Consider the following 25,494-nt stretch of genomic DNA (forward strand, 5'->3'; position numbering starts at 1 on the left):
CAAAATGAAATCATCAACATGGCAAACTTTTTTTCAATTATTCAAAATCGCGAATCCTCCGAAAAATCTATTTGTCGGAGCCATTCTGATCTCGCTCCTTCAAGCCGTCGCCTCACTGGCCATTCCGCTCATCTTGCAGCGTGTGGTCGACCGGTGGAGCAGCGACTTATTGACACCTGAATGGATCATCTATTTCGTCATCGCATTTTTGATTCAGGTCATCACGAGTGCCGTTTCGATTTATTGGTTACATATTGTGGGGCAACGGGTCGTTGCCAATTTACGCACGACCTTGTGGGACCATCTCGTCAAACTGCCGATTCCATTCTATGACGGCATCAAGTCGGGGGAACTGGTGTCTCGGTTGAACAATGATACGACGACGCTTCAACAGTTGTTATCCGAACAAAGTGTCAGGTTGTTGACCTCCCTCGTCTCGGTCATCGGCGCCGTCGCCATCTTGTTCACACTCGATTGGCAAATGACACTCGTCATCTTGTTCTCTGTTCCGACCACACTCATCATTGTCATACCGCTCGGACGGAAGCTTCGGATTATCGCAAAAGAGACACAACAAGAACTCGGAAATCTTTCCGGCTTCTTCGCCGAACTGCTCGGTGAAATCCGCCTCGTCAAATCACAAGCGACGGAACAGATGGAAGTGAAAACCGGCAAAGCAAAAATCGAGACACTGTTCGATTACGGGGTGAAGGAAGGACGAATTCAAGCAATCCTCATTCCCCTTCTCAATGTGACCTTGACCGGGATGTTGATTGCCATCCTCGGGTTCGGCGCATATCGAGTCTCGACCGGAGCTTTATCAACGGGCGAACTACTCGCCTTCATGCTCTATCTCTTCCAAATCATCACGCCGCTCATCACGATGAGTGAATTTTTGACAAGGCTTCAAAAGGCGCGTGGAGCAACGGAACGGATTGCTGAGTTGCTCGAAGTCCGTCCCGAACCATACAGCACACATGAAGAAATGATTCATCAGACGGCACTCTCATTTGAAGACGTTGCTTTCCATTATGGCACTGAACCCGTCATCCAAGGATTGACACTTCAAGTTTCACCAGGGGCGACAACCGCCATCGTCGGACGGAGTGGTGCAGGGAAAACGACACTTTTCTCACTTGTCGAACAGTTCTATTTACCGACGGCAGGGACGATTCGATATGGAAATCGGGAGATTCAAACATACGGGCGTGACACATGGCGTCAAATCATCGGGTATGTCGCTCAAGATTCACCCGTCCTCTCAGGATCTGTACGGACAAACATTGTGTACGGACTTCGACATGAAACGAGCGATGATGAAATCAAAGAAGCCTGTGAGATGGCCAACGCATGGTCGTTTATTGAAACGATGCCTGAACAGCTCGATACGGAGATTGGTGAGCGAGGTATCCGTTTGTCTGGTGGGCAGCGACAACGACTTGCTATCGCGCGAGCATTGTTACGAAATCCACAGATTTTATTGCTCGACGAGGCAACATCAAGTCTAGATTCAGAATCAGAACGCGTGGTCCAAGAAGCGTTAGACCGCCTGATGGTCGGACGAACGACGCTTGTGATTGCCCACCGACTCTCGACTGTCAGACATGCTGACCAGATTGTCGTCTTAGAAGACGGACAAATCAGCGGAATCGGGAAACACGAGCAACTTTTAACAGAGAACGCACTATATCAGCGACTCGTTTCACAACAATTATTAGGGGGACAAGCCACATGAAAACAATCGGATTTATCGGGCTCGGGGTCATGGGCCAATCGATGGTACGTAATTTGATGAAACACGGATTTGAAGTACAAGCATACACACGGACGAAAGAGAAGGCAGCCGCATTGTTAGAGGAAGGTGTGACATGGTGTGATTCGGTACAGGACGTTTGCCGAGACGCCGATGCCGTCATCACTATCGTCGGCTATCCGTCTGATGTCGAATCCATCTATTTTGGTGAAGGAAACATTCTTGATTCGGCAGAACCAGGTACATTATTGATCGACATGACGACGTCCTCACCGAAACTGGCTGAACGGATAGCTGAGACAGCCATTGAGCGGAGTCTCCTCCCACTTGACGCACCAGTAACTGGAGGCGATGTCGGCGCCAAAAATGGAACGCTATCGATTTTAGTCGGTGGGGGTGAATTCGCCTTCAATAAAGCGAAGCCTTTATTTGAAGCGATGGGACAATCGATAGAACGAATGGGATACGCAGGAAGCGGTCAATATGCGAAACTTGCCAATCAAATCGCCATTGCCGGAATCATGATGGGGAATGCCGAAATGTTAGCGTTCAGTAAACGAGCTGGAATTGACCCAGAGGCACTCGTTCGTACGATTCGTGGTGGGGCAGCAGGTAGCTGGACGCTTGAAAACTTGGTTCCACGCATGATTGTCGAAGATTATGCACCTGGCTTCTTCATCAAACACTTTATCAAAGACATGACACTTGCCATCGAGAGCGCACACGAGCTACAAGTGACATTACCAGGTCTCGAGCTCGCACATCGCCTCTATTCAATTCTTGAAAAGAATGGATACGGAGAGAATGGCACGCAAGCACTGATCGAGTATTATCTTCATCAAGACGTTTGAAACCGGATGTTTGTGGAATTAGTAGGAGTGAAGGAGGCGATTTTCGTGCCATGGAATATGAAAGACTATCCAGAATCACTGAAAAACTTCGATCCACTTGTAAAAAAGAAAGCCATTGATATCGCGAACGCATTACTCGCGCAAGGCTACTCTGAGACGAAAGCGATCCCCATTGCCACCGAGCAAGCAAAAAAGTGGCATGCGGATGCGTCGGAAGAGGAAAAACAAGATTTTGAAGACGCCCCAAACCCCAAAAAGTCAGATCAGCACGGAACATAAAACAACCGGTCGGGTTATCCGACCGGTTGTTTTGCTTGATAGGAGGCATTTAACTCTAAATAGAGTCCAGAAATCGCCGTTTGAAGATATGGTGTGACAAAGATATAAGCTAAGCCTCCAGTAAGAAGGACGAGCGCATACCATCCGATAAAACTCGCATAGAGCTTTAACATCGTCTGTTTGTGCCCTTTCATCATTTGGCGGCTTTTTCGCATCGCCTGGAATGCAGATAGGTCCGGCTCATCTCGCATGATAAATGGCGCGATGCGATACGTCAAATAGAACCAGACACCAGGTACAATCAGCAAAAGCATCAGAACGTTTAGACCTAAATAGAATACCGCATAATAGACCACGGCACGTGAATAGTCTTTAAGTGAACCGAACGATTCAATCAACAATCCGAACGTTGGCTTTTCATCTTTCGCCACCTGGAGAAACACCCAATTTTTCCCGAGCTCGATAGGTGCGAGCAGAACCGTCGCCCCGTAAAGAAGCGCCACCGATGTCAAAAGAACTTCGGGGTCGTTCGCCGAGAGATCAAGTCGGGTCGTGATCATCGCTTGAATGACCATGACAGTTAAGACTACGAGTAATGAAATGCCCCACTTCCCTGATAGCATTCGTAGCGCATATTGTTTGTAAACGGAAGATTGCATGAATTCACCTACATTTATTGTTTTCTCTCATTATAGCAAAAAAACAGTCTTCCGACTGTTTTCCGCATTGGCTCATCCAAGAAGTTGTTTGAACTTCACTTCATCGAGCTGTCCATTCGTTCGTACGCCATTTCCTATGTGTACCATCGCTACGTCAAGACGTTCTTGAAGAATCGGTAACGTTTCCACCGTGATCCCTGCACCAGGCAAAATTGTCATCTCTGCCTGTTCCTTCAAGGCTATCAAGATTTCGATTCCTTCTAGTACAGTTTTGGCACCGCCTGAAGTAAGGAGAATATCTACTTCCGGATATTCATTCAACACGTCCATCGCTTCAAAGACATCACGTGATGCATCAAAAGCACGGTGGAACGTGAGCGTCATTTCCCCTTTGTGCTTGATCACTTCCCCTAAGATCCGCTCGTCAATCGCGCCATCCTGTGTCAATGCACCGAATACGATTCCATCGACACCTAGCTCACGGCATAGACCGATATCCGCAAGCATAGTCTCGACATCATCCTCATTGAAATGGAACGAATGTGTATGGGGTCTTATCATCACATGCACCGGAATCGACACATGTTCGACCACATTTCGAATCGTTCCAAAACTTGGTGTGATGCCCCCGTTTTCCATATCCGCAATCAGTTCGAGTCGTTTCGCACCGAGTTGCTCAGCCTGAATAGCTTCCGTTAGTGTAGTGACAATCACTTCTACATTCATTTAATCGCTCCCTTTACGGTGCGAACTTCCAGTCCACACCATGTTCGGCTAAGACGCCTTTGAAATCTTGAGGCTCCGGAAAATCAGAGATAATCGCTGTCACCTTCGAAAAATCGCAGACGCGATACCGTTTTTGTTGATTTAGTTGGGTATGGTCCGTCAGTAAGAACGTCTCGCGACTTTGTGACATCACCGACTGGGTGATACTGGCGAGGCCGAAAGCGTCACATGTTAAACCTAGTGATGCGTCGACCCCTTCGACGGACAAAATGGCAAGGTCGAACATGTATGTCTGTAGTTGCGCCAGGACCTGCTCACCTGTCGTCACGAGATGTTTCGGGTCGATTGTACCACCTAATAGCTGAATTTCGCCACCAAGCACACCTTTCGCCCGCTGTTCAAACAACGCCTTCGCCACCGTCAACGATGGCGTCACGACCGTCACATTGCGACCACGTAACCGAGAAGCCACTTGCTCTGCCGCGACCCCGTGTCCGATATATAATAATGTATCATCTGGAATCAACTGAAATGCGGTATAGGCAATCCGACGAATTCCATCCATGTTTGCAATCACGATAGGCTGAAAGGACATGCTCTGATGAAGGACCGCTCCCCCGTATACACGTTTGATTCGATGTTCTTTTTCTAATTCTTCTAAATAACGGCGAATCGATTCCCCCGATACGTTCAAACGCTCGATCAACTCGCTTGTTTTTACTTTGCCTTCTCTTTCGATCCATTCTACAATTTTCTGTTTACGCTCTTCACCGATTAAAGACACGTCCCTGCCTCCTCCACAATAATCTTTCCTTTTCTAGTGTAACGAACGCATGTAAATTTAACGTAAATTGAAAGTAAAGAACGAGCAAATCCAACATGTTTTTGTTTCTTTTTTGTGTAAATCAACGACAATACACAAAAAAAGGCACGCCCTTCACGGACGTACCTGCATGAGTCATGATTTCGGCTTGTGTTGAAACAGCGGAACTTTTGGTTCTTTCCCAGCACGTATACGTTGCCAATTGGTACGATGCTTAATAATAATGAACAATGCGAGTGGCACGATGACGATCAGGGGTAACCAATCTTTCGTCACGATGCTATAAGTCGTTGCCGTCACCAGTCCTACCACGGCGGCAGCCATCGAGGAGAGGGATACCATGCGCGAGGTGAGGAGAGTCACGATGAATGTACCGACGACGACAAAGAAGAACCATGGGAAGGCTGCCAACAAAACACCACCGCTCGTCGCAACCGATTTTCCACCTTTGAATTTCGCAAAGACAGGATAAGAGTGTCCAATCACTGCCGGAATCCCGGCAAGAAGCAGGCTCATCTCGCTTCCGAACAGTAGAGGCAGCAATGCAGCGACAAGACCTTTCCCCATGTCACCGAGTAAGACGAGGATTCCTGCCTTCTTTCCTAATACACGAAACGTGTTCGTCGTTCCCAGATTGCCGCTCCCATGTTCTCGAACGTCTACGCGATAGCCGAGCTTGCCGATGATGAGGGCAAACGGAATGGCACCAAGTAAATAACTTAAAATAATAATCATGATTTCTGTCACATATGGCATCGCAATTCCCCTTATTTCACAAATTCCGCAATATAGCGATCATATGGCTGATTCAATGCATGTACCTGTTTCGCATGCTCAATACCGATATAGCGTAAGTGCCATGGTTCGTACATATATCCGGTTTCTTCCTCAAAGGCTTTTTGGTAACGGATGATAAATCCATACTCGTGAGCATGATCTGCCAGCCATTTTCCTTCAACCATTTCACCGAGACTTTGAGTCAGTTGATAGTTGACCGAGGCGCTCGATACGTCAATCGCAAGTCCTGTTTGATGTTCAGAATGACCTGGTGGTGCGGAATATTTCATGGCTTGCTCTTTGCCATCTCGTTCGACATAAGCATTGAAGAGATTGACTTGATAGGCGTATGAACGGAACGCACTCGTCCCTTTCAAATCAATTCCTGCTGCTTTTGCACCTTTCATTAGACCTTCAATCGCCTGAGCAGCTTCTTTACGTAACATTCGACGTTCACCGACTGTCGAGTCGACAAAATCAATGTTCGCCTCTACCAAATCACTCGGCTGATAGTCGGCGGGTAATGCAATTTTCTTGTTTACAAGAATCAATTCATCTAATTCCAAATTGGCCACACCATCCGTTTCAATCGGTTGACTAGGTGCCACAGGTTCTTCCTCTACTGGTTCGGTCGGCTGTTCAGACTCGTCCGACGTCTCCTCCTCAGAAGGTGACTCGGTGACTGTCTCATCTTCACGATCCAAAGTCGGTTCATTTGGTTCTGTCTCTTGTTCATCTACTGTTGATGACTGTGTTGTTGGTTCTTTCGGTTCAACTTGCTCGTTTGTCGTACAACCGGCTAACATGAACGTCAAGGCGCCGCAAACCATCAAAATCGATGGATAACGCATGCGATCTTCCCCTTTCTAGATAACAAAAAGTACCGTCAAGATATGATACCACACTGACGGTACGAAGACAGAAGATTCTTAAACAGGGTTCATGACGTTCAAATACATTTCATGCCATTTCGGGAACTCTCGATCAAGTCGAATCGGTTTGAAGTCGCCTCGTTTGACGACGACATGCGTTGTAGTCGCTGTGCCAACAAGTTCTCCATGTTGATTCGTCAACTCATAGCCATAAATCGTTCTGATTTTTGAATATTGATCGACCCATACACGAACATGAACCGTATCACCATACGTCACGCTACGCTTATAGTCCATGGATACATTTGTCACAGGAGAGACAAATCCCGCTTCTTCCATATCTTTATACTCGACACCTAGTTGTCGTAACAATTCCGTGCGCGCAATCTCTAAATAAACTAAATAGTTGGCATGATAGACGATGCCCATCATGTCCGTCTCTTGATACCTTACTGGGATTTGAACCGTGTGCATTGAATCATCCTTCTTTCCTAAGAAAAGTATATTATAACTTACTCTTAATATCTACTACTAATAATTGCTGGAGTGACACATTCTCATCCTCCGTCGACACTAAACGATAGGACTGACGAGCAATCGATTCATCGATAACAGATAGAGCGGTGCGCGCGTTCGCATGTTTGATGTCTTGTAAGCGAGTAGCTAAAGCTTCAAGCGCATCTTCCTCCATCACATATCCGAACTGACTTGCGTAGTTTTTCGCGATGTCTACTAACTGTTCTTGCGTATAGTCAGCAAAATGAATCGTCCGTTTCATTCGGCTACTAAGACCAGGGTTGGATTCAATTAATCGGCGCATCGGACCTTCGTAACCGGCAAGGACGACGACAAGATTCTCGCCATGTTTCGGCATTTCATCAACGAGTGTATCGATTGCCTCCCGGCCATAGTCGTTCGCCCCGCCGTTCAAACTATAGGCCTCGTCAATTAGCAAGACGCCGCCAAGGGCGTCACGGATCGCCGCTTTCGTTTTTTGAGCTGTCTGTCCCACATAGCCACTAACTAAATCTGCACGACTGACGACATTGACATGGCCTCGCTTCAAATAACCTGTCCGTTTCAACATCTGAGCATACAGATAGGCAAATGTCGTTTTTCCGGTACCGCTGTTTCCGGTTAGTGTCACATGGAGCTGGACCGGCGCCGTCTTCAAACCGAGCGCTTTTCGTTTCTTCTGTATCTTGATGAGCGCTTCAATTTCAGCCAGTTGTGCTTTTGCATCTTCCATGCCGACAAGGTCATCTAACGATGTCGGACTCGATTCATCATCTGGCTGATCAAAGTCTTCTTCAGTCAAGAGCGCCATTTCGTCTAACGGAGCATCTGCACCGAAGCGGGAACCCTTCTTAAACATCGCATCAAGTAAAATGTTATGGACAGTCCGAGCATTTCCGAACGTCGAGTCGACCCGTTCTCTGTCGATTCGAGCAAGAAGTGATCGTTTCGCCTCTTCCGTCAGCACGTAATTGTTCTCTTGTGCCACTTTCTCCCCGATGGCGACCAATTCTTCGTCACGGTAGTTCGGTAACTCGTAGTGATTCGACTCAGGGAATCGTGAGCGTAAACCGGGGTTCGCCAAGAGGAAATGACGCATTTCTTCTGGGTAGCCAGCTAGAATGACGACGAACTTGCCAGCATATTCGCCACTCGTCATCGCGGCGACGAGCGTATCGATGGCCGCTTGTCCGTAATCACTGCCACTCGCATCCTGACGCTTCAATGCGTATGCTTCATCGATGAATAAGACACCACCTTCTGCCTCTTTCACCTTGTTCATTACCTGCTCTTCCGTTTGCCCAACATAGGCACCGACAAGGCTCGAACGGTCTGCCTCGACAAGGTCCGGGCGTCCTAATAAGCCGAGTTCAAAGTAAATTTCGGCCATGAGTCTTGCTAATGTCGTCTTCCCGGTTCCTGGATTCCCTGTAAAGACGAGATGAAGGGATGGTTGATGTTTTGAAGAAAAGCCGGCCTTCTCTCGTTCTTTTTGGAAAAGAAGGAAGCGATACCACGCTTTTACACGTGCTTTGATGTCATCGAGCCCAATCATGTCTTCAAGTGATTCAATCGCACTTGAACGTGCCTCGGTCGGACGGTCTGGTAGTAGCTCACAAATCGTGTGTAGTCGTTCTTTCACAAGGGAAACGCGCTCCCCGAAACGATGAAACGCTTCACGACTGAAATAGTTCCCTTGCATGGATGCGAGCAAGGAGGCGGTATCATCTTCAAGAGATGCGACCTCTTGCATCGCTTCGATGATCGCTTCAAACAGGTTTTCCAATTGTCCGCGCCATTCAGAATCACGTAAATCAGACTTCGCAGTCTCCACCTCATCATGGAGTTGGTCAAGTTGATCGAGCAACGCTGACGTTTTTGACTCGTACTCTGTTAAGATTTGAACCTTCATCGAGGCGTAATCGGCCTCTCGTAAGGTTGGCCAGTCGATTTGAAGCGCCTGTTTCGAACGACGCAACTGCTCATTCAGTTGAAACAGACGAAGCTCTGGAGGAAGTGCGTTCATCGCCTCCAACTCTTTTACCCAGCGGTTGAGTAACGGGTCCATCGTTTCCTTTTGTTTGAGCCGATGTGTTGCGAGCAGCCGCAAGGAACGAATTAATTCTTCTTGGTGCTGAGTCGCACGAGACCAATGTGCGTAAGATAACAAAGCCGCCTCGTTTACTTTTTCTCCAGCTTCCCAGTTCGTCAAGTCCGTTTGAACTTGTTCCACTTGAATTTGTTTCATCTTGTTCTCCCTTTCAGACGACAAGGGAGCCGACATCATGTCTGCTCCCCATCGGATTATCTTGATTCAAACGATGTCATCCGAATCGAATGGAATAACTTTCCGTTATTCCGCGATTCTGCCGCGAGCAAGATTCGTTCATGCGCATCGACATAATATGTGACAGTCTCTTTATTTTCTTCTTCACTAAAAATCGATGGATAGTTTTCAATCCACTCTTCCGGAACGGTCTCAGCCGATTCTGATTTCACATACGCTTGCGCGGTACGTCCGACCAAATCGGTTTCGCCTTCACTTGAACCGAGCGTCCCGTCATCGAGCCATTTACGAATCTGTTCGTTCGTTGCACGTGACAAGAATGGATGAGGTGCGACTGCTCCGGAGTTCGTCTCCTGTCGAAGAACTTCTTCCCCGTCCGGATTGAACTCTAAGTAGGTCTCTCCATCCCATTCAGCTTTCGCGCCAACATTTGGACCCGTCACGACTTCAGATACAAAATGTCCATCCTCATCATAAGTGACAAGATACTCTCGTTCTTCGAGCTCTTCGCCTTCTTTTGGAAGTTTGCGTTCTTGATATCCGATCACGACATTCGAGTAGAATGGTTCGACTTGCTCCTCCTCTTCCCCGCTCAAATCCATGAGCACATAGAAGTTATAAGCGAGTAATGCCCCGACAATGAGGATGCCAGCCAATATCACCCAGCTCAACCGTTTTTTTATCTGTTGTTTCATAGCCTATCCTCCTCGTTTCTTCACTTACTATCCTACACTAGCGAGAAGGACAAGCAAAATATTTTTGACCGAAAAAGGGCCTCATCTGAGACCCTTTCGAATTAACCTAGTTTATCTTCATCTTTCTTTTGCATCTCTAGCCATTTATCTCGTTCATCCGGTTCGTCGGTAAGATCCTTGAATAAGGCAATCATCATAAAGATGAGCACGAAGATGAATGGGAAGGCTGCGAGAATCGCAACAGCTTGTAGAGCATCTAATCCACCAGCATACAACAATACGGCTGCGATTGATGATTGGATGATTCCCCAAGTCATTTTAATCCCCATCGGCGGGATAAGCTTCCCGTTCGATGTAAGCATACCGAGGACGTATGTCGCAGAGTCGGCCGATGTAATAAAGAATGTCGAAATCAAGAAGATGGCGATTACACTGAGAAGCGTCCCAAAACCACCGAACGTTTCAAACAGTGCGAACAGCCCGACTTCAGTACCGATTTCGTTTACTTGATCAATTAAGCTATATCCTCCGAACAAATCAGCCCAGATGGCCGAACCGCCGAAGACGGAGAACCATAATAATCCGAATGATGTCGGGACAAGTAAGATTCCGATGATAAATTCCCGAATCGTACGCCCTTTCGATACACGTGCGATAAACGTTCCGACGAATGGTGACCAAGAAATCCACCAAGCCCAGTAGAAGATGGTCCAACCGTTCACCCATTCACGTTCAACGGGTTCAAATGCGGCTGTACGGAAACTCATGCTCGGGAGCTGCTGCAAATAAGTTCCGACTGTTTGTGTGAACAAGTCGAAAATGAAAGCTGTCGGTCCCGCAAACATCGTCGCTACAAGTAGGACAATTGCCAAGAATATATTCGTATTACTTAAGATTCGAATTCCTTTGTCAAGACCTGTCGAAGCACTGATCATGTAGAGCACCGTTACGACGGCAATGATGATCAACTGTGTCACGAAAGCGTTCGGTACCCCAGGGATGAGGTAATGAAGGCCACCGGCAATTTGCTGAGCACCAAAACCAAGTGAAGTCGCTACCCCGAATGCAGTCGCAATGACCGCAAGGATATCGACCGTTTGCTTCACGGGTTGTTCGTAGCGGTTATGGACGAGCGAACCGATTGTCTCCCCAATCGTCGCGGGACGACCTTTTCTAAACGTCGAATATGCGATGGCGAGCGCAATCATTGCGTAAATCGCCCATGGATGGAGGCCCCAATGGAAAAATGCATAACGCATAGCAGTCCGTGCATCTCCTTCAGGTGTAGGGGAAGCGAATGGTGGTGAGTGGAAGTGGAGCAACGGTTCAGCCGCTCCCCAGAAGATGAGTCCAATTCCCATCCCGGCACTGAATAACATGGCAAACCATGATAAATAACTAAATTCTGGACGATCTGTATCCTTTCCAAGTCGAATCGAACCATATCTTGAAAAGATTAAAAAGATGGCAACCAGTAAAAACCCGGTGGCGCTCAAGAGATAGAACCAACCCATCCCGTTTGAGAGCCAGCCTTGTAACGTACTCGTCACGTTTAATAGACTGGCATTACCTAATAAACTCTCGGGGAAAAGTCCCCAAATCGTAAATAAGCCAGTTATGATTGCAGATACGACGAATACGGTCGTCACACGGCTTTTTCGTTCCATAAAATCACTCCTATTTAATTTTCTATTTTCATATACGTTTTCCACCCTAACATACTTTTGAAACAAGTCACAACCCTATGTGTACATAAATGTGTTGTTTACCGTCCAATAGATAGGTGTCTTGTCATCAAGTTGTTTCTTTGGGCTCCAGTGAAACAATCAATGTTTCATCGACCACATAGTAAGGTCTTTTTGGCAACGTTTTTAAATAACCCCCCTCTCGTAAACAGGTCAAATCGAGTTGAAGCGCGTTCTGAAATTTTTGTAACGGTAATTTCTTCTCCTGGTCCATATACAGATCGAGTGCCCGTTGCACTTGATCCATTTCATAAATGACGTCGCGTTCATCTTCCGGTACGATATGAAACGTCTCTTTTGACATGAAGAAACGTTGTTTCGGGATTCCCGAAAGGTGATGTTTCAAGCGTTTGGTGTCGATTTCTTGCGAGTCATCCAGTAGGACGGTGCGATTCACACCTTTTGGCAGTGTCTGTTCATATTCGTGAATCGCATGACGCAATTCTGAAAGGGTGATATCAATTTCTCGATCCGGTTCCACCTCTTTTTGTTGCGTCAATCGTTTCCACCAACTCTTTCCGGGCTTCTCTTTCTTATCCATAAGCGCACCCCTCCCTGTCTTCCTGTTCCCGAATCTTTTAAAACTTTCACCTTAAAATTGCATATTCATGAAAAAAACCTTCCTTTTTTCAAAGGAAGGTCATGGACTAGCACTTATTTCAATTTGTTACGGAGAACCATTTGCAGGATTCCACCGTGACGGTAGTAATCAATTTCAACTTCAGAGTCGAAACGAGCGATGACTTTGAACTCTGTCACCGTTCCGTTTTCATGTGTCGCTTTTGCGTTCAAAATATCGCGCGGACGTACAGACTCATCGACTTGAATATCAATTGCTTCTTCACCAGTCAATCCGAGTGATTCAGCCGATTCACCGTCTAAGAACTGAAGCGGGAGCACACCCATCATGACAAGGTTCGAACGGTGAATCCGCTCGAAACTTTGTGCGATGACCGCACGGATGCCGAGAAGATTCGTCCCTTTCGCTGCCCAGTCACGAGATGATCCCATTCCGTAATCATTTCCTGCAAGGACAACAAGACCTGTTCCCTGTTCCTTGTACTTCATGGCCGCATCGTACATTGGCATGATCTCACCTGTTGGCCAGTACGTCGTGAAGCCACCTTCAGTTCCTGGAGCAACTTGGTTGCGGATACGAATGTTTGCGAACGTACCACGCATCATGACTTCATGGTTACCACGGCGAGAACCATATGAGTTGAAGTCGATTGGCTCTACCCCTTTAGAAAGGAGGTATTGACCGGCTGGTGTCGTCTTCGAGAATGATCCAGCTGGCGAGATGTGGTCGGTCGTAACCGAATCCGCAAACTTCCCGATGACACGTAAGCCATTCAATGCATGAACCTCGCCCGCTTCTGGTTCGAGTTGTTCGAAGAACGGTGGGTTTTGGATGTATGTCGACTCATCTGAGAAGTCATACAAGTTTCCTTCCGGAACATCGAGTGCGTTCCAACGCTCGTTACCAGTGAAGACCGTTTCGTACTCTTTACGGAATGCTTCTGGTGATACGACGTCTTGGACAACCATTTTGATTTCATCGTTTGATGGCCAGATGTCTTTGAAGTATACTTCATTTCCATCTTTGTCTGTACCGAACGAATCATTCATAATGTCGAAGTTGACTGACCCGGCAAGAGCGTAAGCGACGACGAGCGGTGGTGATGCCAAGAAGTTTGCCTTCACGAGCGGGTGAACGCGCCCTTCAAAGTTACGGTTACCAGAGAGGACTGACGACACGAGCAAGTCGTTTTCTGTGATCGTATCTTCGACTTCACGGTCAAGCGGACCAGAGTTTCCGATACATGTCGTACAACCGTATCCGACCGTGTTGAAGCCAAGTTCGTCCAAGTAAGAAGTCAAACCAGCCTTATCCAAGTAGTCCGTTACGACTTTCGAACCTGGTGCGAGTGATGTCTTCACGTATTTCGGAACGGTTAAGCCACGTTCAACGGCTTTCTTCGCAACGAGTCCAGCACCGACCATGACGTATGGGTTCGACGTGTTCGTACAGCTTGTGATGGCTGCAATCGCAACATCTCCCGTACTCATGTCGACTGCGCCGTCCTCGTACTTGACTGTCGCCGTTTTGTCGAGTTCAGAACGGTCAAGTCCGAAGCCACTGTTTCCTGCAGGAGCACTCAAGCTATCGATGAACGATGTTTGAACGTCTGAGAGGTTGATTCGGTCTTGTGGACGTTTCGGACCCGCAAGTGAAGGCTGGACTTTCGACAAGTCGAGTGTCAACACTTTTGTGAACGTTGGGTCAGCTTGATCTGGTGTATAGAAGAGATCATTCGCTTTAGAGTATTCTTCGACGAGTGAAATCAACTCTTCAGAGCGACCAGTCGTACGCATGTAGTTCAATGTTTCCGTATCGACCGGGAAGAATCCACATGTCGCACCATATTCAGGCGCCATGTTTGCAATCGTCGCACGGTCTGAAAGTGGCATCGTGTGGAGCGACGGTCCGAAGAATTCAACGAATTTCCCGACAACTTTTTCATGACGGAGCATCTCTGTCACGACGAGCGCCACATCTGTCGCTGTCACACCAGGGTTTACTTCACCGATGATTTTGACACCGACGACGTCTGGCACTGGGAAGTATGATGGTTGACCGAGCATGCTTGCTTCCGCCTCGATTCCGCCGACACCCCAGCCAAGAACACCGAGTCCGTTGATCATCGTTGTGTGCGAATCCGTTCCGACGAGTGAGTCTGGATAAGCAACTGTACCTTCTGCATCATTCTTCTCGAGGACGACAGATGCCAAGTACTCCAAGTTTACTTGGTGAACAATCCCCGTTGCAGGTGGTACGGCACGATAGTTGTCAAATGCCGTCTGAGCCCAACGTAAGAACTTATAACGTTCTTCGTTACGTTCAAATTCGATGTCCATGTTTTTCATCAATGCGCCAGCGAAACCATATGCATCTACTTGAACTGAGTGGTCGACGACGAGATCGACAGGAATTTCTGGGTTGATTTTGTTCGGGTCTCCACCGAGGTCTGCCATCGCTTTACGAAGTGAAGCAAGGTCTACGACCGTCGGTACACCCGTGAAGTCTTGAAGTACGACACGTGCCGGTTTGAACGGTACGTCAATGTCTTTCGAGACGTCGGCAGTGCCCCATTTTGCCAAGTTCTCGACATGTTCTTTCGTGATGGCACGCCCGTCTTGTTGACGGAGAACCGATTCAAGAAGAACGCGAATCGAATACGGAAGACGGCTGATGTCCGTCAATCCTTCTTCTTCCAATTTTTTCAAACGATAAAAATCATACGATTGCCCGTTCGCTTCGAACTTTGTCCGAGATGCGAAGGCGTCTAAAACATTCGTCTGTTCCATTGCAATTTCCCCCTTTTTGAAAGCGCCGACCACACGACAATGCGTAATCGCTTACTTTTCACATATTTATCATAATACAAGTATAGCGTGACGTAAAATACATTCCGTCACAAATTAGTCATAAGTAAAACTTATCAAAACTAAAACGACTTACTTCACAACAAAAAAACACCTCAGAAACGAGGTGTTTACATCTTATTCTTCCGTACCGATCTCTTCGTTGACGTCAAGTGCCTCAACAAGCGTCAAGTCATCTGCGTGACGCTCAGCGAACCGTTCATATGTGAACTCGTTCGCGAACAGGAAGACCGGACGTTCCCAACGGTCTGTAACGAGCATGTTCCGTGAATCTTGGAACGGTTTCAATGCCTTCAACTCTTTATCTTTGACCCAACGAGCAACGCTATATGAGACTGGTTCCATTCGAATATCGACGCCATATTCATTGTTTAAACGATATTCGAATACCTCGAATTGAAGTTGTCCGACCGCGCCAAGATAAATCTCGTTATATTCGTTGCGATACACTTGAATCGCCCCTTCTTGCGCAAGCTGTTCTACCCCTTTGTGGAAGTGTTTCGACTTGAGCGAGTTGACCGGCGAAACGCGCATGAACAATTCCGGTGGGAAAGTTGGCAGCGCCTCAAACGCAATCTTCTGCTTCGATGTGGTGATGGTATCTCCAATTTGATACGTCCCAGAATCATAGATCCCGATGACATCACCAGCAAACGCTTGGTCGACTGTTTCTCGATCGTTCGCCATCAATTGTGTCGATTGGCTCAATTTTATCTTTTTCCCAGTACGAGTGAGCGTCACATCCATCCCACGCTCAAACACACCTGAACAGATGCGTACAAAGGCGATGCGATCGCGGTGTGCCGGATTCATGTTCGCCTGAATCTTGAAGACGAATCCACTGAAGTCTTCTGATGTCGGATTGATTGGACCGACGTTCGACTTACGTGCCTCAGGAGCCGGAGACATCTCTAAATAGTGATTCAAGAACGCAGTCACCCCAAAGTCGACGAGCGCTGTTCCGAAAAATACCGGTGTCAATTTACCGCTCTGGATCGCCTCGACATCAATCTCGTTCCCCGCTCCATCGAGAAGGTCGATCTCATCGCGGAGGTTCATCAAGTTCTCTTCCGACAAATGATCGGCGAGAATCGGATCGTTCACTCCGTCCTCACCCAGTTGAAGTGTCGACTTCTCCCCACGGAACAAGTGGACCTCATTTTTCATTCGGTCGTAGACACCTTCAAACTGCATTCCACTTCCGATTGGCCATGTAATCGCGACAGAAGGCATGCCTAACACTTCTTCGAGCTCTTCCATCAATTCAAGCGGATCTTTTGCCTGACGATCCAACTTGTTCATAAATGTGAAGATTGGAATCCCACGCATCCGACAAACTTGGAATAGTTTTTTCGTCTGTGTTTCAATCCCTTTCGCAGCATCAATGACCATGACCGCGCTATCGACTGATGTCAACACGCGATACGTGTCTTCACCGAAGTCGTTGTGTCCTGGTGTATCCATGATCGATACAACCTTGTCTTGATAGATGAATTGCATGACAGACGATGTGACCGAGATCCCACGTTGTTTCTCGATTTCCATCCAGTCAGATTTTGCGTGTTTTGAGTTTTTGCGCGCCTTGACCGTACCTGCCTCGCGAATCGCACCACCGTGCAAAAGTAATTTTTCTGTTAATGTTGTTTTCCCCGCATCCGGGTGAGAGATAATGCCGAATATCCGACGTCTCTCGACTTCCTGTTTCAATTGGCTCATATAGGATAGACCTTTCCTTTCTCGTCTCAGTTCATGCTTATTCTCGTAGCAACGCTATCTATTCTAACGAAATCAATTCGGTTCGTCTATCCTAATGGGACGTACGCCTTTTGCAAATGGATTCTTTTTTGTATACTAACGATGAAAGCAAGTGAATGTATAGAACGGGGGAAAGACGATGCCAGAAAACTTGATGATGTATTTCATTGTATTCTGGGGATTCGTCATGATTGGACTCATGACGATTGGCGGGTACTTCATGTTTCGTAAGTTTTTAAAACGAATGCCAAAAGAAGATGGACGTTCCCTACTTGACATCGAAGATGATTATATAGAAAGAACGCGTCATCTCTGGACTCCGGAGACGCGGACGCTATTAGATCGTCTCGTCACACCGGTACCCGAGTTGTTCCGCGACGTCGCGATCCGAAAAATCGCAGGTAAAATCGGTCAATTCGCGCTTGAATCGCGTGCAAAAAAAATGACGACCGAACTTGTGGTAAAGGGTTACATCGCCGCAACGCCGAAGCGCGATCACAAGTTCTTAAAGAAAGCGCTAACCGAAGAACAGATTGATTGGACGCCATATGAACACTATTTTCAGCAGTAGACTCTATCTCATTCAGATAGAGTTTTTTATTTGTCGAATTGTGCGATTCGCCTAATGGGTCAAAAGTACCTTTTCTCGAGCTTTATATTACATCGAAATAACGTTCACGAATTAGACAATATTGAAAACGCTTACAGTAAATTGGTATGACCAATATTAATATAACGTCTTTCATTTCGACACGAAAAAAAGGAATGACTGAATTGTTTTTCACAACGCATAATGGATTTATCTTACAGTCAAGGAGGGTCTATTATGCATGATGTAACACAAGTTTCACAAGCGACAAGCCATCAATCTGCCCACATGATTACCGAACATGAGACATTTCATCGGTTAATGCGGGAAAAAAATCGCTTCATCGTTCCAGCTATCATCTTCTCACTCATCTTTTATTTCACACTCCCGATTCTGACGAGCTATACGACGATCTTGAATACACCACTCATCGGGGACGGGGACATCACTTGGGCTTGGGCGTTCGCCTTTTCCCAGTTCATTATGACCTGGACACTTTGTGTACTTTATAGTCGACGTGCCCGTCGCTTTGACGCACTCGTCGAACAATTGAAAGACGAGGTGAGATCATGAATTGGACCGCAATCGCCCTCTTTATCGCCATTGTCGGACTCACGCTAGTGATTACATACTTTGCAGCAAGAAAAACAAAAACTGCCAGCGATTTTTATACGGCAGACGGTGGATTGACCGGATTTCAAAACGGTCTTGCCATTGCAGGCGACTATATGTCTGCCGCATCGTTTCTCGGAATTGCAGGTATGATTGCGCTTGCGGGATTCGATGGGTTTTTCTATTCAATCGGTTTCCTCGTTGCCTATCTCGTTGTCCTCTATCTCGTCGCCGAACCATTGCGAAATCTTGGGAAATATACGATGGCAGACATGATTGCGGCACGTTTTAACAAGCCTCGCGTACGTGGTGTCGCAGCGATGAATGCGATTGTCATCTCCATTTTTTACATGATTGCGCAACTCGTCGGAGCGGGTGCTTTGATTGAACTGTTACTCGGAATCCCTTATACGACAAGTGTCGTCGTCGTCGGAATCTTAATGACAGTCTACGTCGTTTTCGGTGGCATGACGGCCACTTCTTGGGTACAAATCACAAAAGCCGTACTTCTGATGATTGGGACGGCAATCATTTCATTTCTCGTGTTCGCTCGTTTTGATTTCTCCGTCACGACGATGTTTAATGAAGTCAGCAAAGCGACCCCACTCGGAAGTGACTTCTTGAACCCTGGGAACAAGTTCAAGCTACCGCTCGATACCATTTCATTAAACATGGCGCTCGTGCTCGGTACGGCAGGGCTCCCTCATATTCTGATTCGCTTCTTCACCGTCAAAGATGCACCGACTGCTCGGCAATCCGTCGTCTATGCGACATGGATCATCGGTGCATTTTATATCTTGACCATTTTCCTAGGTTTCGGTGCCGCAGCATTCGTCGGACGTGATGCCATTCTCGCCGCAAACCCTGCCGGCAACATGGCGGCCCCTCTTCTCGCGCAAGTGCTCGGTGGTGACCTCTTGTTCGCTTTCGTTGCCGCAATCGCGTTCGCGACAATTCTTGCCGTTGTCGCTGGACTCGTACTGTCAGCTGCTTCCGCCTTCGCCCATGACTTCTACGGACATATCATTCGTAAAGGGGAAGCGACAGAAACTGAACAAGTGAAAGCCGCGCGAATCGCTTCAGTTGCGGTCGCCCTCGTCTCAATGGGACTAGCCTTTTTCGCCCAGTCGATGAACGTTGCATTTCTTGTCTCGCTCGCTTTCGCCGTTGCGGCGAGTGCGAACTTACCTGTTATCCTCTTTACGATTTTCTGGAGACGCTTCAATACAGGTGGCGCCATTTGGGGAATGGTCGTCGGCTTGTTCTCCTCACTGATTCTAGTCGCACTCAGTCCGAACCTGTGGGCTCCGGACGGTTCGGCCATTTTTCTCGGTGAAGCCCTTTTCCCGCTATCCAATCCCGGGATTGTATCAATCCCCCTTGGTTTCATCGCTGCCGTGATTGGTACACTGGTCACGAAATCAGATGAAGTTGCTGGCAACTATGAACGCGTACTCGTCAAGGCGAACACCGGAATCGACGCGGAGACAGAAGTCGCCGCTACGAAAGCAGATTAAATAAAAATGGAGTGGCTCAACGCCACTCCATTTTTACGTGATTGCGATTCGTTTATATTTTTGATACATGGCGATTCGCCACGGGACAATCATCCCCCAAGCAATCAAATAGAACAATCCGCCTGTAGAGAATAGATCGACCTCATGACCGACCCAAACCTTCATTGCTGTACGGATGGCAAGGAGTGCGAACACGACCACAAAAAATGCTTTCGATCGTGAGAGATACACTTCGCCGTCCCGTTTTTCAAAATTGGATGTCTTAATCAAAAACAGACTGAAGATGAGTCCGACCGCAAGGGCCTCAGCCACTTCGACCCATGATAAGCGAAACGCGGGAATCAAAAACTGAATCATCCCGGTCGTCATCGCAAGTGGTGGAATTAAAATTTTCTTCGCATTCGTCGGCTTTGCCGATGCTTTTACACGAACAAAGCTCGCTACGATACCCATTAACAACGCGACGAGAGTCGACCCCCATAACATTGACATCTCGGTCAACCCCTTAAAATCCGGTGAATCCGACAAGCTCGCTCATCCATGCAGCGAACCGATTCATTCCGTCAAAATATAATAGTACGCCGAACGCCATCATCAAATAGCCTCCGACTTTTGCTACTTTTGCACTGTTGCGTGCTAAGTACTTGATCTTGCCAACGAATGCGACCATTACCAAAAATGGAATTGCAAACCCGATGACATACGCCAACATATAGCCGAGTCCTTGACTCGGGTTCGTGGCGGCTAGTGCGATCACACCAGCTAAAATTGGACCTGTGCACGGTGTCCAGCCTGCCGCAAATCCAATACCAATTAAAACGGTTCCAAAATAACCGCTCTTTCGTTCGCCGATATCCATTTTCTTTTCACGCATCATAAATTGCGGTTGCCATAGGCCCGCCAAAAAGACGCCGAACACGAAAATCAAAATGGCGCCGAACATGCGTAGACTGTCCTTATATTGGATGAAGACGTCTGCAATCAATGAAGTCGACAATCCTAGTACGAGAAAGACAATCGAAAAACCGAATAAGAACGAAAATGTGTGGAACCAAGCTGTACGCTGTTTTAATCCTTCATTTTTTAACTCAGATACGGAAACCCCAGTAATATACGAGAGAAAGACCGGATACAACGGGAGCGTACATGGTGACAAGAACGATAAGACGCCCGCCCCAAATGCGAGCCATAATGTGACTTCCATGACGATTTCCACCTTTCACGACCATTATAGCGAAATCCTATTTAAATTGCTCGAATCTTTTCTTTCAAACCGCAACATCATTTTGTAATTTTTGAAATGGAAATGAAACTTGTCATCTGTAAACGGAGGTGCTAAGATTTGGATATTCCAGTTCACAAAATTCTAATTTACATGATGGGGGAACGAACGTGGCAGTCACCGCAGCAGATACACTACACCAGGCCATTGAACAAAAACGTGATGAACTGTATAAAATCGCGTCAAAGCATTCTTGGACCTCACCCGAAGTCATTTCAGTAAGCCAAGAACTTGACTCTCTAATCACTCGTCATGTCCTATCAAAGCATAATAAAGAGCAACTTCATTCTTGAAACTTGACGGCTCGTCACCTTGTGTGACGAGCTTTTTCCATGGAAAAAGGACACCTGAATAGGTATCCTTTCCAAATCAAGACATCAGACGTTGTCCGGATTGCAGTTCATACATCTTTTTGTACAGTCCGTCTTGTTTCAATAACTGTTGATGATTGCCACGTTCCACGATTTCACCACGATGCAAGACCAAAATTAAATCTGCATCTTGAATCGTCGACAGGCGGTGGGCGATTGCGATTGTCGTCCGACCGCGACGCATCCGATCGAGCGCGGTTTGTACACGCTCCTCTGTTTCGGTATCGATCGAGCTCGTCGCTTCATCGAGAATAAGCACTTTTGGATTACGTGCGACCGTACGGGCAAATGCGAGCAATTGACGCTCCCCGCTTGAGAACGTCGCTCCACGCTCTCCGACGACATGGCCATAGCCAGCGTCCAACTTTTCAATGAATGTATGCGCTTGGACGAATTCAGCAGCTTCACGCGCGCGCTCAGAATCGATGACTGGATTGAACAGCTTCAAATTCTCTTCGATTGTTCCCGTAAATAAGAATGGGTCTTGTAGGACAAGCCCGACTTGTTGACGAAGCTCTTGCTCCTCGAACTGTTCGAGCGGTTGCCCATCAATCGTGATGCGACCAGATTCATATGGATAAAAACGTGTCAACAAATTGATGATTGAACTCTTACCGCTCCCAGTATGACCAACGAGCGCAACCGTCTCACCTGGTTTAGCAACGAAAGAAATCTGTTTCAACACGTCAACTTCTCCGTCGTAACTGAATGTCACATTTTCGAACCGAACTTCCCCATCAGTGATTCGTGCTTCACCAGGCATCTGTTTACCTGGAGCCGGCTCATCCGTATCTAAAATTTTGAAGACACGGTCGGCTGATACGACGGCTTGTTGAAATTCGCTTAATCGTTGCATGATATCAAGCACGGGACGGAAAATACGTTCAATATAGCTGATGAAAGCATACACGACCCCTACTTGAACTTGTTCACTCATCGAGAGTACCCCGTAATAACCGAGCAGACCGATGATGGAGAAGGCGAGAAGCAATTCGATAATCGGGCGGAGTAACATGCTATCGAGTTTTAAGTTCCGATATCGTGCCTCCTGATGCGCTTCGTTCGTCTCTTCGAACTGACGAATGAGACGCTCTTCTTGACGAAATTGTTGAATGATGCCCATCCCATTGATGGATTCGTTCAACTGGGCGTTGAGTTGTGACAACAAATCCCGCACTTGCGCGAAATATTTCGTCGAGAAACGACGATACGCCCAAATAATAAGCCAGAAGAGAGGCAACAAGATGAGTCCCATCGTTGCGAGCGGGGGCTCCAAGATGTAGAGGAAGATATACGTCCCAATCAACTGAACGGCAGACTGAACGAACGTACTCATCACCCCGACATAGAGCTCTTTTACGGCCTCCGTATCATTCGTGATACGCGATACAAGGACTCCCGCTGGTGTGCGGTCAAAGTAGGCAAGTCGCATCCCCATAACGTGACGGAAGATGTCCATCCGAATGTTTTGCACAATTTTTAAGGCGATTTTTTGAAAAGATATGGATTGCAGATAGTCAAATACAATCGCCGACAAATGAAGCACCATATAGACAGCAAAAAGAGCGATGACCCAGTTCGTCGGGTAGACACCTGGTGTGACGAATTCATCGATAAACACTTTGATTAGAAACGGTCCTGCCAACTTTGCACCTGTCGCAATCAAGAGAAATACGAAGGCAACACTTAGCGGTTTTCCGTACCGTTTCGCGTAACTGAGCAGGCGCTTGATGACTTGCCATTCTTGGACATCATGTTTCATCGTGTCCCCCCCCTTCTACAATCGCTTCAAGTTGCTGACGATCATATGTCTCACGATACCAGCCCGTCTCTTGAAGCAATGCCTCATGGCGACCTCTTTGAATGATGTTTCCGTCCTCAATCACGAGAATCTCGTCAGCGTGTTCTACAGCCGAAAGACGATGTGCGACAATGACGCGCGCCTGATCTGGATTACCGACTCGAAAATGCTCGATAATCGACTCTTCCGTTTTCGCATCGACCGCAGATAGCGCATCATCTAATATCAATACATCCGCCGCTGTCATGAGCGCCCGCGCGATGGAAATCCGTTGTTTTTGTCCTCCTGATAATGTGACTCCACGTTCACCGACGAGTGTCGCATATCCTTCCGGAAGACGGACAATATCTTCATGCACCTCAGCAACCTTAGCTGCTTCGATGATTTCTTCCATGCTCGCTTCAGGCCTTCCGAACGCGATATTGTTCGCAATCGAATCCGAGAACAAGAAATGATCTTGTGGAACGACCGCAATTTTATCCATCAGAAGTGATTTTTTCACTTGGCGGATGTTGATCCCACCGATTTTAATCTTTCCATCTTTCACATCATACTCACGCGTCAATAGACGGACAATCGTCGTCTTCCCTGCACCTGTTCTGCCGACAATCCCGATTGTTTTTCCACGTTCAATCCGAAAATGGACATTGTGGAGCACAACGGTCTCATCATAGGCGAAGTTTCGAATATCGACCTCCACCTCTGAATGAGAAAGGGTCGTCGCAGCCATGCGGTCGTCTTGAATCTCAGGTTTGACGGCGAGCATTCGCTCAATTCGGTCGTAAGACGCGCGTCCACGCTCCACGATATTGAACAACCATCCAAAGGCTAACATCGGCCATGTCAACAGTGCCAAATAAGCTGTGAAGCTGACAATCTGTCCAATCGTCAATTCGCCTTGTTCAATCAAGACGGCTCCATACCCGACCGAAAGGATATAAGACAATCCGACAATTCCGAAGATGGTCGGGTCGTATAAGGCATCAATCTTCGCGACTCGTACGTTTTTCGCCATGACTTCACTCGATAAGTTCTCAAACGATTCCACATCCCGATCGACTTCCCCCGTCGACTTTAAGACACGGACGCCACTGACGCTTTCCTGCACTTTGTCATTCAATTCTGAAAATGCCGCTTGGGCGACCCCGAATCGGCTATGTAACATCTTTCCATATCGCGTTGTCAAAGCGACCATGATTGGTAACGGTAGTAAGGCGACGAGCGTCAATTTCCAGCTGATTGTTGTAATCATCGTGATGATGACGAACGTCCCAAGTGTCACGCTATCGACGAGTGTTAAAATCCCCGCACCGGCCGTCATCGATACGGCTTGTACATCATTTGTCGCATGGGCCATCAAATCACCGACCCGTGACTTTTTATAAAATCGCTGATCAAGATCTGTGAAATGCCGATATAGTTGGCTACGAAGCATTCTTCCTAGACGAATCGATGCGCCGAAGATAAAATAGCGCCAAAAGAAGCGGGCGACATAATTTCCAATCCCAACAGCAGCAAGTCCCCCTAATAACAGCCAGAGTGTGTCGGACGAAAGCGAACCACGGTTAATCTCATCGACAATCCGTCCGATGATGCGTGGTGGAATCAGTTCTAGACCAGCCACGAAGATCAGTAAGACGATGCCGAGCGCGTACGTCTTCCACTCAAGACGCAAAAACCAAGATAATTGTTTGAATACACGAATGTGAAACGCCCCCCTTTGTCTTTAGATGAAGATTATTCATTAATCGTAGCGAAAGTTTGTTCGATTGTCTAACAAAAAGAGGAAACAAAAAAGCACTTCGGGAACCGAAGTGCTTTCGTGATTGATTATGATTTCTTTTCGTTTTTCATCTGCACGTTCATGGCGCGCATCACTTGGTTGACTTTCTTCTGTGATGGCTTTTGACCCATCTGCATCATCAACGTACGAATCATATCTTCATTGATTGGCGGGTTCTGTTCAAGGTAGTTCATCATGTATTTACGCGCGATAAAGAATCCAATCGCGATACCCCCGATGAGTGCTGCCACGACAAGAAGAATCCAGAATAATGTACTCAAGGCTTTACCTCCTCTACCATATGAAACATCGTTTTTTACTATACACTAAATTGAACAACTTCGCTAGTCGTCC

General features: G+C 47.2%; 24 protein-coding genes. 7 read left to right on the forward strand and 17 right to left on the reverse strand.

Translation table 11 applies throughout. The features are described from left to right. The first annotated feature begins 4 nt into the window (after positions 1 to 4). The 3 genes from Q9R25_RS04505 to Q9R25_RS04515 are packed head-to-tail and all read left to right on the forward strand — an operon-like array spanning position 5 to position 2,883. Entirely contained in the window at positions 5 to 1,735 is a 1,731-nt protein-coding gene (locus Q9R25_RS04505) for an ABC transporter ATP-binding protein (protein ID WP_215243873.1), read from the forward strand. Beyond that, complete coding sequence (locus Q9R25_RS04510) at positions 1,732 to 2,604, forward strand: NAD(P)-dependent oxidoreductase (protein WP_211782748.1); 873 nt, start codon at positions 1,732 to 1,734, stop codon at positions 2,602 to 2,604. Before Q9R25_RS04505 ends, Q9R25_RS04510 begins: the two co-directional genes overlap by 4 nt. 45 nt (positions 2,605 to 2,649) lie before the next feature. Then, a complete protein-coding gene (locus Q9R25_RS04515; protein ID WP_012726433.1) occupies positions 2,650 to 2,883 on the forward strand; it encodes a DUF2188 domain-containing protein in 234 nt (77 codons plus the stop codon). Positions 2,884 to 2,897: 14 nt separating this feature from the next. Here Q9R25_RS04515 and Q9R25_RS04520 read toward each other — a convergent pair whose 3' ends face one another. The 12 genes from Q9R25_RS04520 to Q9R25_RS04575 form a co-directional block, all read right to left on the reverse strand. Next, positions 2,898 to 3,542 carry a DUF975 family protein gene (locus Q9R25_RS04520; protein ID WP_311282858.1) on the reverse strand — a complete coding sequence of 215 codons (645 nt, stop codon included), beginning with the start codon at positions 3,540 to 3,542 and terminating at the stop codon, positions 2,898 to 2,900. Positions 3,543 to 3,614: 72 nt separating this feature from the next. Further along, complete coding sequence (locus Q9R25_RS04525; RefSeq protein ID WP_311282859.1) at positions 3,615 to 4,268, reverse strand: copper homeostasis protein CutC; 654 nt, start codon at positions 4,266 to 4,268, stop codon at positions 3,615 to 3,617. A gap of 13 nt (positions 4,269 to 4,281) precedes the next feature. Then, on the reverse strand, positions 4,282 to 5,052 hold the full coding sequence (locus Q9R25_RS04530; protein WP_012726436.1) for a DeoR/GlpR family DNA-binding transcription regulator: 771 nt from the start codon (positions 5,050 to 5,052) through the stop codon (positions 4,282 to 4,284). A gap of 174 nt (positions 5,053 to 5,226) precedes the next feature. Then, positions 5,227 to 5,847: a glycerol-3-phosphate 1-O-acyltransferase PlsY gene (plsY, locus tag Q9R25_RS04535; RefSeq protein WP_012726437.1), complete on the reverse strand. Its 621-nt coding sequence runs from the start codon at positions 5,845 to 5,847 to the stop codon at positions 5,227 to 5,229. Between the two features lie 11 nt (positions 5,848 to 5,858). Then, the gene (locus Q9R25_RS04540) at positions 5,859 to 6,719 is read right to left on the reverse strand and encodes a M15 family metallopeptidase (RefSeq protein WP_311282860.1); all 861 of its coding nucleotides are present in this window, start codon (positions 6,717 to 6,719) and stop codon (positions 5,859 to 5,861) included. A gap of 78 nt (positions 6,720 to 6,797) precedes the next feature. Further along, complete coding sequence (locus Q9R25_RS04545; RefSeq protein ID WP_012726439.1) at positions 6,798 to 7,214, reverse strand: acyl-CoA thioesterase; 417 nt, start codon at positions 7,212 to 7,214, stop codon at positions 6,798 to 6,800. Positions 7,215 to 7,245: 31 nt separating this feature from the next. After that, positions 7,246 to 9,504, reverse strand: coding sequence for an AAA family ATPase (locus Q9R25_RS04550; protein WP_311282861.1), 2,259 nt, complete (start codon positions 9,502 to 9,504; stop codon positions 7,246 to 7,248). 56 nt (positions 9,505 to 9,560) lie between these two features. Next, positions 9,561 to 10,238, reverse strand: a complete 678-nt coding sequence (locus tag Q9R25_RS04555) for a hypothetical protein (protein ID WP_012726441.1) — start codon at positions 10,236 to 10,238, stop codon at positions 9,561 to 9,563. 101 nt (positions 10,239 to 10,339) lie between these two features. Further along, the gene (locus tag Q9R25_RS04560; RefSeq protein WP_012726442.1) at positions 10,340 to 11,905 is read right to left on the reverse strand and encodes a BCCT family transporter; all 1,566 of its coding nucleotides are present in this window, start codon (positions 11,903 to 11,905) and stop codon (positions 10,340 to 10,342) included. 127 nt (positions 11,906 to 12,032) lie between these two features. Next, entirely contained in the window at positions 12,033 to 12,524 is a 492-nt protein-coding gene (locus Q9R25_RS04565) for a DUF3939 domain-containing protein (protein WP_311282862.1), read from the reverse strand. 113 nt (positions 12,525 to 12,637) lie between these two features. Then, positions 12,638 to 15,352: an aconitate hydratase AcnA gene (acnA, locus tag Q9R25_RS04570; protein WP_012726444.1), complete on the reverse strand. Its 2,715-nt coding sequence runs from the start codon at positions 15,350 to 15,352 to the stop codon at positions 12,638 to 12,640. Positions 15,353 to 15,547: 195 nt separating this feature from the next. Then, on the reverse strand, positions 15,548 to 17,146 hold the full coding sequence (locus tag Q9R25_RS04575; protein ID WP_214690820.1) for a peptide chain release factor 3: 1,599 nt from the start codon (positions 17,144 to 17,146) through the stop codon (positions 15,548 to 15,550). Between the two features lie 178 nt (positions 17,147 to 17,324). Here Q9R25_RS04575 and Q9R25_RS04580 point away from each other — a divergent pair, with 178 nt between their 5' ends. The 3 genes from Q9R25_RS04580 to Q9R25_RS04590 all read left to right on the forward strand — a co-directional run bounded on the left by Q9R25_RS04580 (position 17,325) and on the right by Q9R25_RS04590 (position 19,903). Next, positions 17,325 to 17,756, forward strand: a complete 432-nt coding sequence (locus Q9R25_RS04580; protein WP_031423504.1) for a DUF2621 domain-containing protein — start codon at positions 17,325 to 17,327, stop codon at positions 17,754 to 17,756. A 255-nt stretch (positions 17,757 to 18,011) separates the two neighbouring features. Further along, positions 18,012 to 18,347, forward strand: coding sequence for a DUF485 domain-containing protein (locus Q9R25_RS04585; RefSeq protein WP_311282863.1), 336 nt, complete (start codon positions 18,012 to 18,014; stop codon positions 18,345 to 18,347). Next, the gene (locus Q9R25_RS04590; protein ID WP_031423500.1) at positions 18,344 to 19,903 is read left to right on the forward strand and encodes a solute symporter family protein; all 1,560 of its coding nucleotides are present in this window, start codon (positions 18,344 to 18,346) and stop codon (positions 19,901 to 19,903) included. Before Q9R25_RS04585 ends, Q9R25_RS04590 begins: the two co-directional genes overlap by 4 nt. A gap of 33 nt (positions 19,904 to 19,936) precedes the next feature. On the opposite strand, the gene Q9R25_RS04595 is transcribed toward Q9R25_RS04590, so the two are convergent. Then, entirely contained in the window at positions 19,937 to 20,389 is a 453-nt protein-coding gene (locus Q9R25_RS04595; protein WP_031423499.1) for a CcdC family protein, read from the reverse strand. Positions 20,390 to 20,408: 19 nt separating this feature from the next. Next, complete coding sequence (locus tag Q9R25_RS04600; protein WP_012726450.1) at positions 20,409 to 21,107, reverse strand: cytochrome c biogenesis CcdA family protein; 699 nt, start codon at positions 21,105 to 21,107, stop codon at positions 20,409 to 20,411. A gap of 188 nt (positions 21,108 to 21,295) precedes the next feature. Here Q9R25_RS04600 and Q9R25_RS04605 point away from each other — a divergent pair, with 188 nt between their 5' ends. Continuing rightward, positions 21,296 to 21,478: an aspartyl-phosphate phosphatase Spo0E family protein gene (locus tag Q9R25_RS04605; RefSeq protein ID WP_012726451.1), complete on the forward strand. Its 183-nt coding sequence runs from the start codon at positions 21,296 to 21,298 to the stop codon at positions 21,476 to 21,478. Positions 21,479 to 21,554: 76 nt separating this feature from the next. Here Q9R25_RS04605 and Q9R25_RS04610 read toward each other — a convergent pair whose 3' ends face one another. The 3 genes from Q9R25_RS04610 to Q9R25_RS04620 all read right to left on the reverse strand — a co-directional run bounded on the left by Q9R25_RS04610 (position 21,555) and on the right by Q9R25_RS04620 (position 25,421). After that, on the reverse strand, positions 21,555 to 23,318 hold the full coding sequence (locus tag Q9R25_RS04610; RefSeq protein WP_159562399.1) for an ABC transporter ATP-binding protein: 1,764 nt from the start codon (positions 23,316 to 23,318) through the stop codon (positions 21,555 to 21,557). Further along, entirely contained in the window at positions 23,308 to 25,062 is a 1,755-nt protein-coding gene (locus Q9R25_RS04615) for an ABC transporter transmembrane domain-containing protein (protein ID WP_031423496.1), read from the reverse strand. Before Q9R25_RS04615 ends, Q9R25_RS04610 begins: the two co-directional genes overlap by 11 nt. A gap of 125 nt (positions 25,063 to 25,187) precedes the next feature. Beyond that, a complete protein-coding gene (locus Q9R25_RS04620; protein WP_012726454.1) occupies positions 25,188 to 25,421 on the reverse strand; it encodes a YneF family protein in 234 nt (77 codons plus the stop codon). Positions 25,422 to 25,494: the final 73 nt, after the last annotated feature.

The organism is Exiguobacterium sp. BG5(2022) (assembly GCF_031844365.1).
Lineage (GTDB): Bacteria > Bacillota > Bacilli > Exiguobacteriales > Exiguobacteriaceae > Exiguobacterium > Exiguobacterium profundum.

Bases quoted from the DNA above. Each gene is read 5' to 3' on its own strand.
- Q9R25_RS04585 (WP_311282863.1), top strand. From the start codon at position 18,012: ATGCATGATGTAACACAAGTTTCACAAGCGACAAGCCATCAATCTGCC.
- Q9R25_RS04580 (WP_031423504.1), top strand. From the start codon at position 17,325: ATGCCAGAAAACTTGATGATGTATTTCATTGTATTCTGGGGATTCGTC.
- Q9R25_RS04545 (WP_012726439.1), bottom strand. From the start codon at position 7,214: ATGCACACGGTTCAAATCCCAGTAAGGTATCAAGAGACGGACATGATG.
- plsY (WP_012726437.1), bottom strand. From the start codon at position 5,847: ATGCCATATGTGACAGAAATCATGATTATTATTTTAAGTTATTTACTT.
- Q9R25_RS04560 (WP_012726442.1), bottom strand. From the start codon at position 11,905: ATGGAACGAAAAAGCCGTGTGACGACCGTATTCGTCGTATCTGCAATC.
- Q9R25_RS04600 (WP_012726450.1), bottom strand. From the start codon at position 21,107: ATGGAAGTCACATTATGGCTCGCATTTGGGGCGGGCGTCTTATCGTTC.
- Q9R25_RS04505 (WP_215243873.1), top strand. From the start codon at position 5: ATGAAATCATCAACATGGCAAACTTTTTTTCAATTATTCAAAATCGCG.
- Q9R25_RS04595 (WP_031423499.1), bottom strand. From the start codon at position 20,389: ATGTTATGGGGGTCGACTCTCGTCGCGTTGTTAATGGGTATCGTAGCG.
- Q9R25_RS04550 (WP_311282861.1), bottom strand. From the start codon at position 9,504: ATGAAACAAATTCAAGTGGAACAAGTTCAAACGGACTTGACGAACTGG.
- Q9R25_RS04540 (WP_311282860.1), bottom strand. From the start codon at position 6,719: ATGCGTTATCCATCGATTTTGATGGTTTGCGGCGCCTTGACGTTCATG.
- Q9R25_RS04520 (WP_311282858.1), bottom strand. From the start codon at position 3,542: ATGCAATCTTCCGTTTACAAACAATATGCGCTACGAATGCTATCAGGG.
- acnA (WP_012726444.1), bottom strand. From the start codon at position 15,352: ATGGAACAGACGAATGTTTTAGACGCCTTCGCATCTCGGACAAAGTTC.
- Q9R25_RS04510 (WP_211782748.1), top strand. From the start codon at position 1,732: ATGAAAACAATCGGATTTATCGGGCTCGGGGTCATGGGCCAATCGATG.
- Q9R25_RS04590 (WP_031423500.1), top strand. From the start codon at position 18,344: ATGAATTGGACCGCAATCGCCCTCTTTATCGCCATTGTCGGACTCACG.
- Q9R25_RS04610 (WP_159562399.1), bottom strand. From the start codon at position 23,318: ATGAAACATGATGTCCAAGAATGGCAAGTCATCAAGCGCCTGCTCAGT.
- Q9R25_RS04555 (WP_012726441.1), bottom strand. From the start codon at position 10,238: ATGAAACAACAGATAAAAAAACGGTTGAGCTGGGTGATATTGGCTGGC.
- Q9R25_RS04575 (WP_214690820.1), bottom strand. From the start codon at position 17,146: ATGAGCCAATTGAAACAGGAAGTCGAGAGACGTCGGATATTCGGCATT.
- Q9R25_RS04525 (WP_311282859.1), bottom strand. From the start codon at position 4,268: ATGAATGTAGAAGTGATTGTCACTACACTAACGGAAGCTATTCAGGCT.
- Q9R25_RS04565 (WP_311282862.1), bottom strand. From the start codon at position 12,524: ATGGATAAGAAAGAGAAGCCCGGAAAGAGTTGGTGGAAACGATTGACG.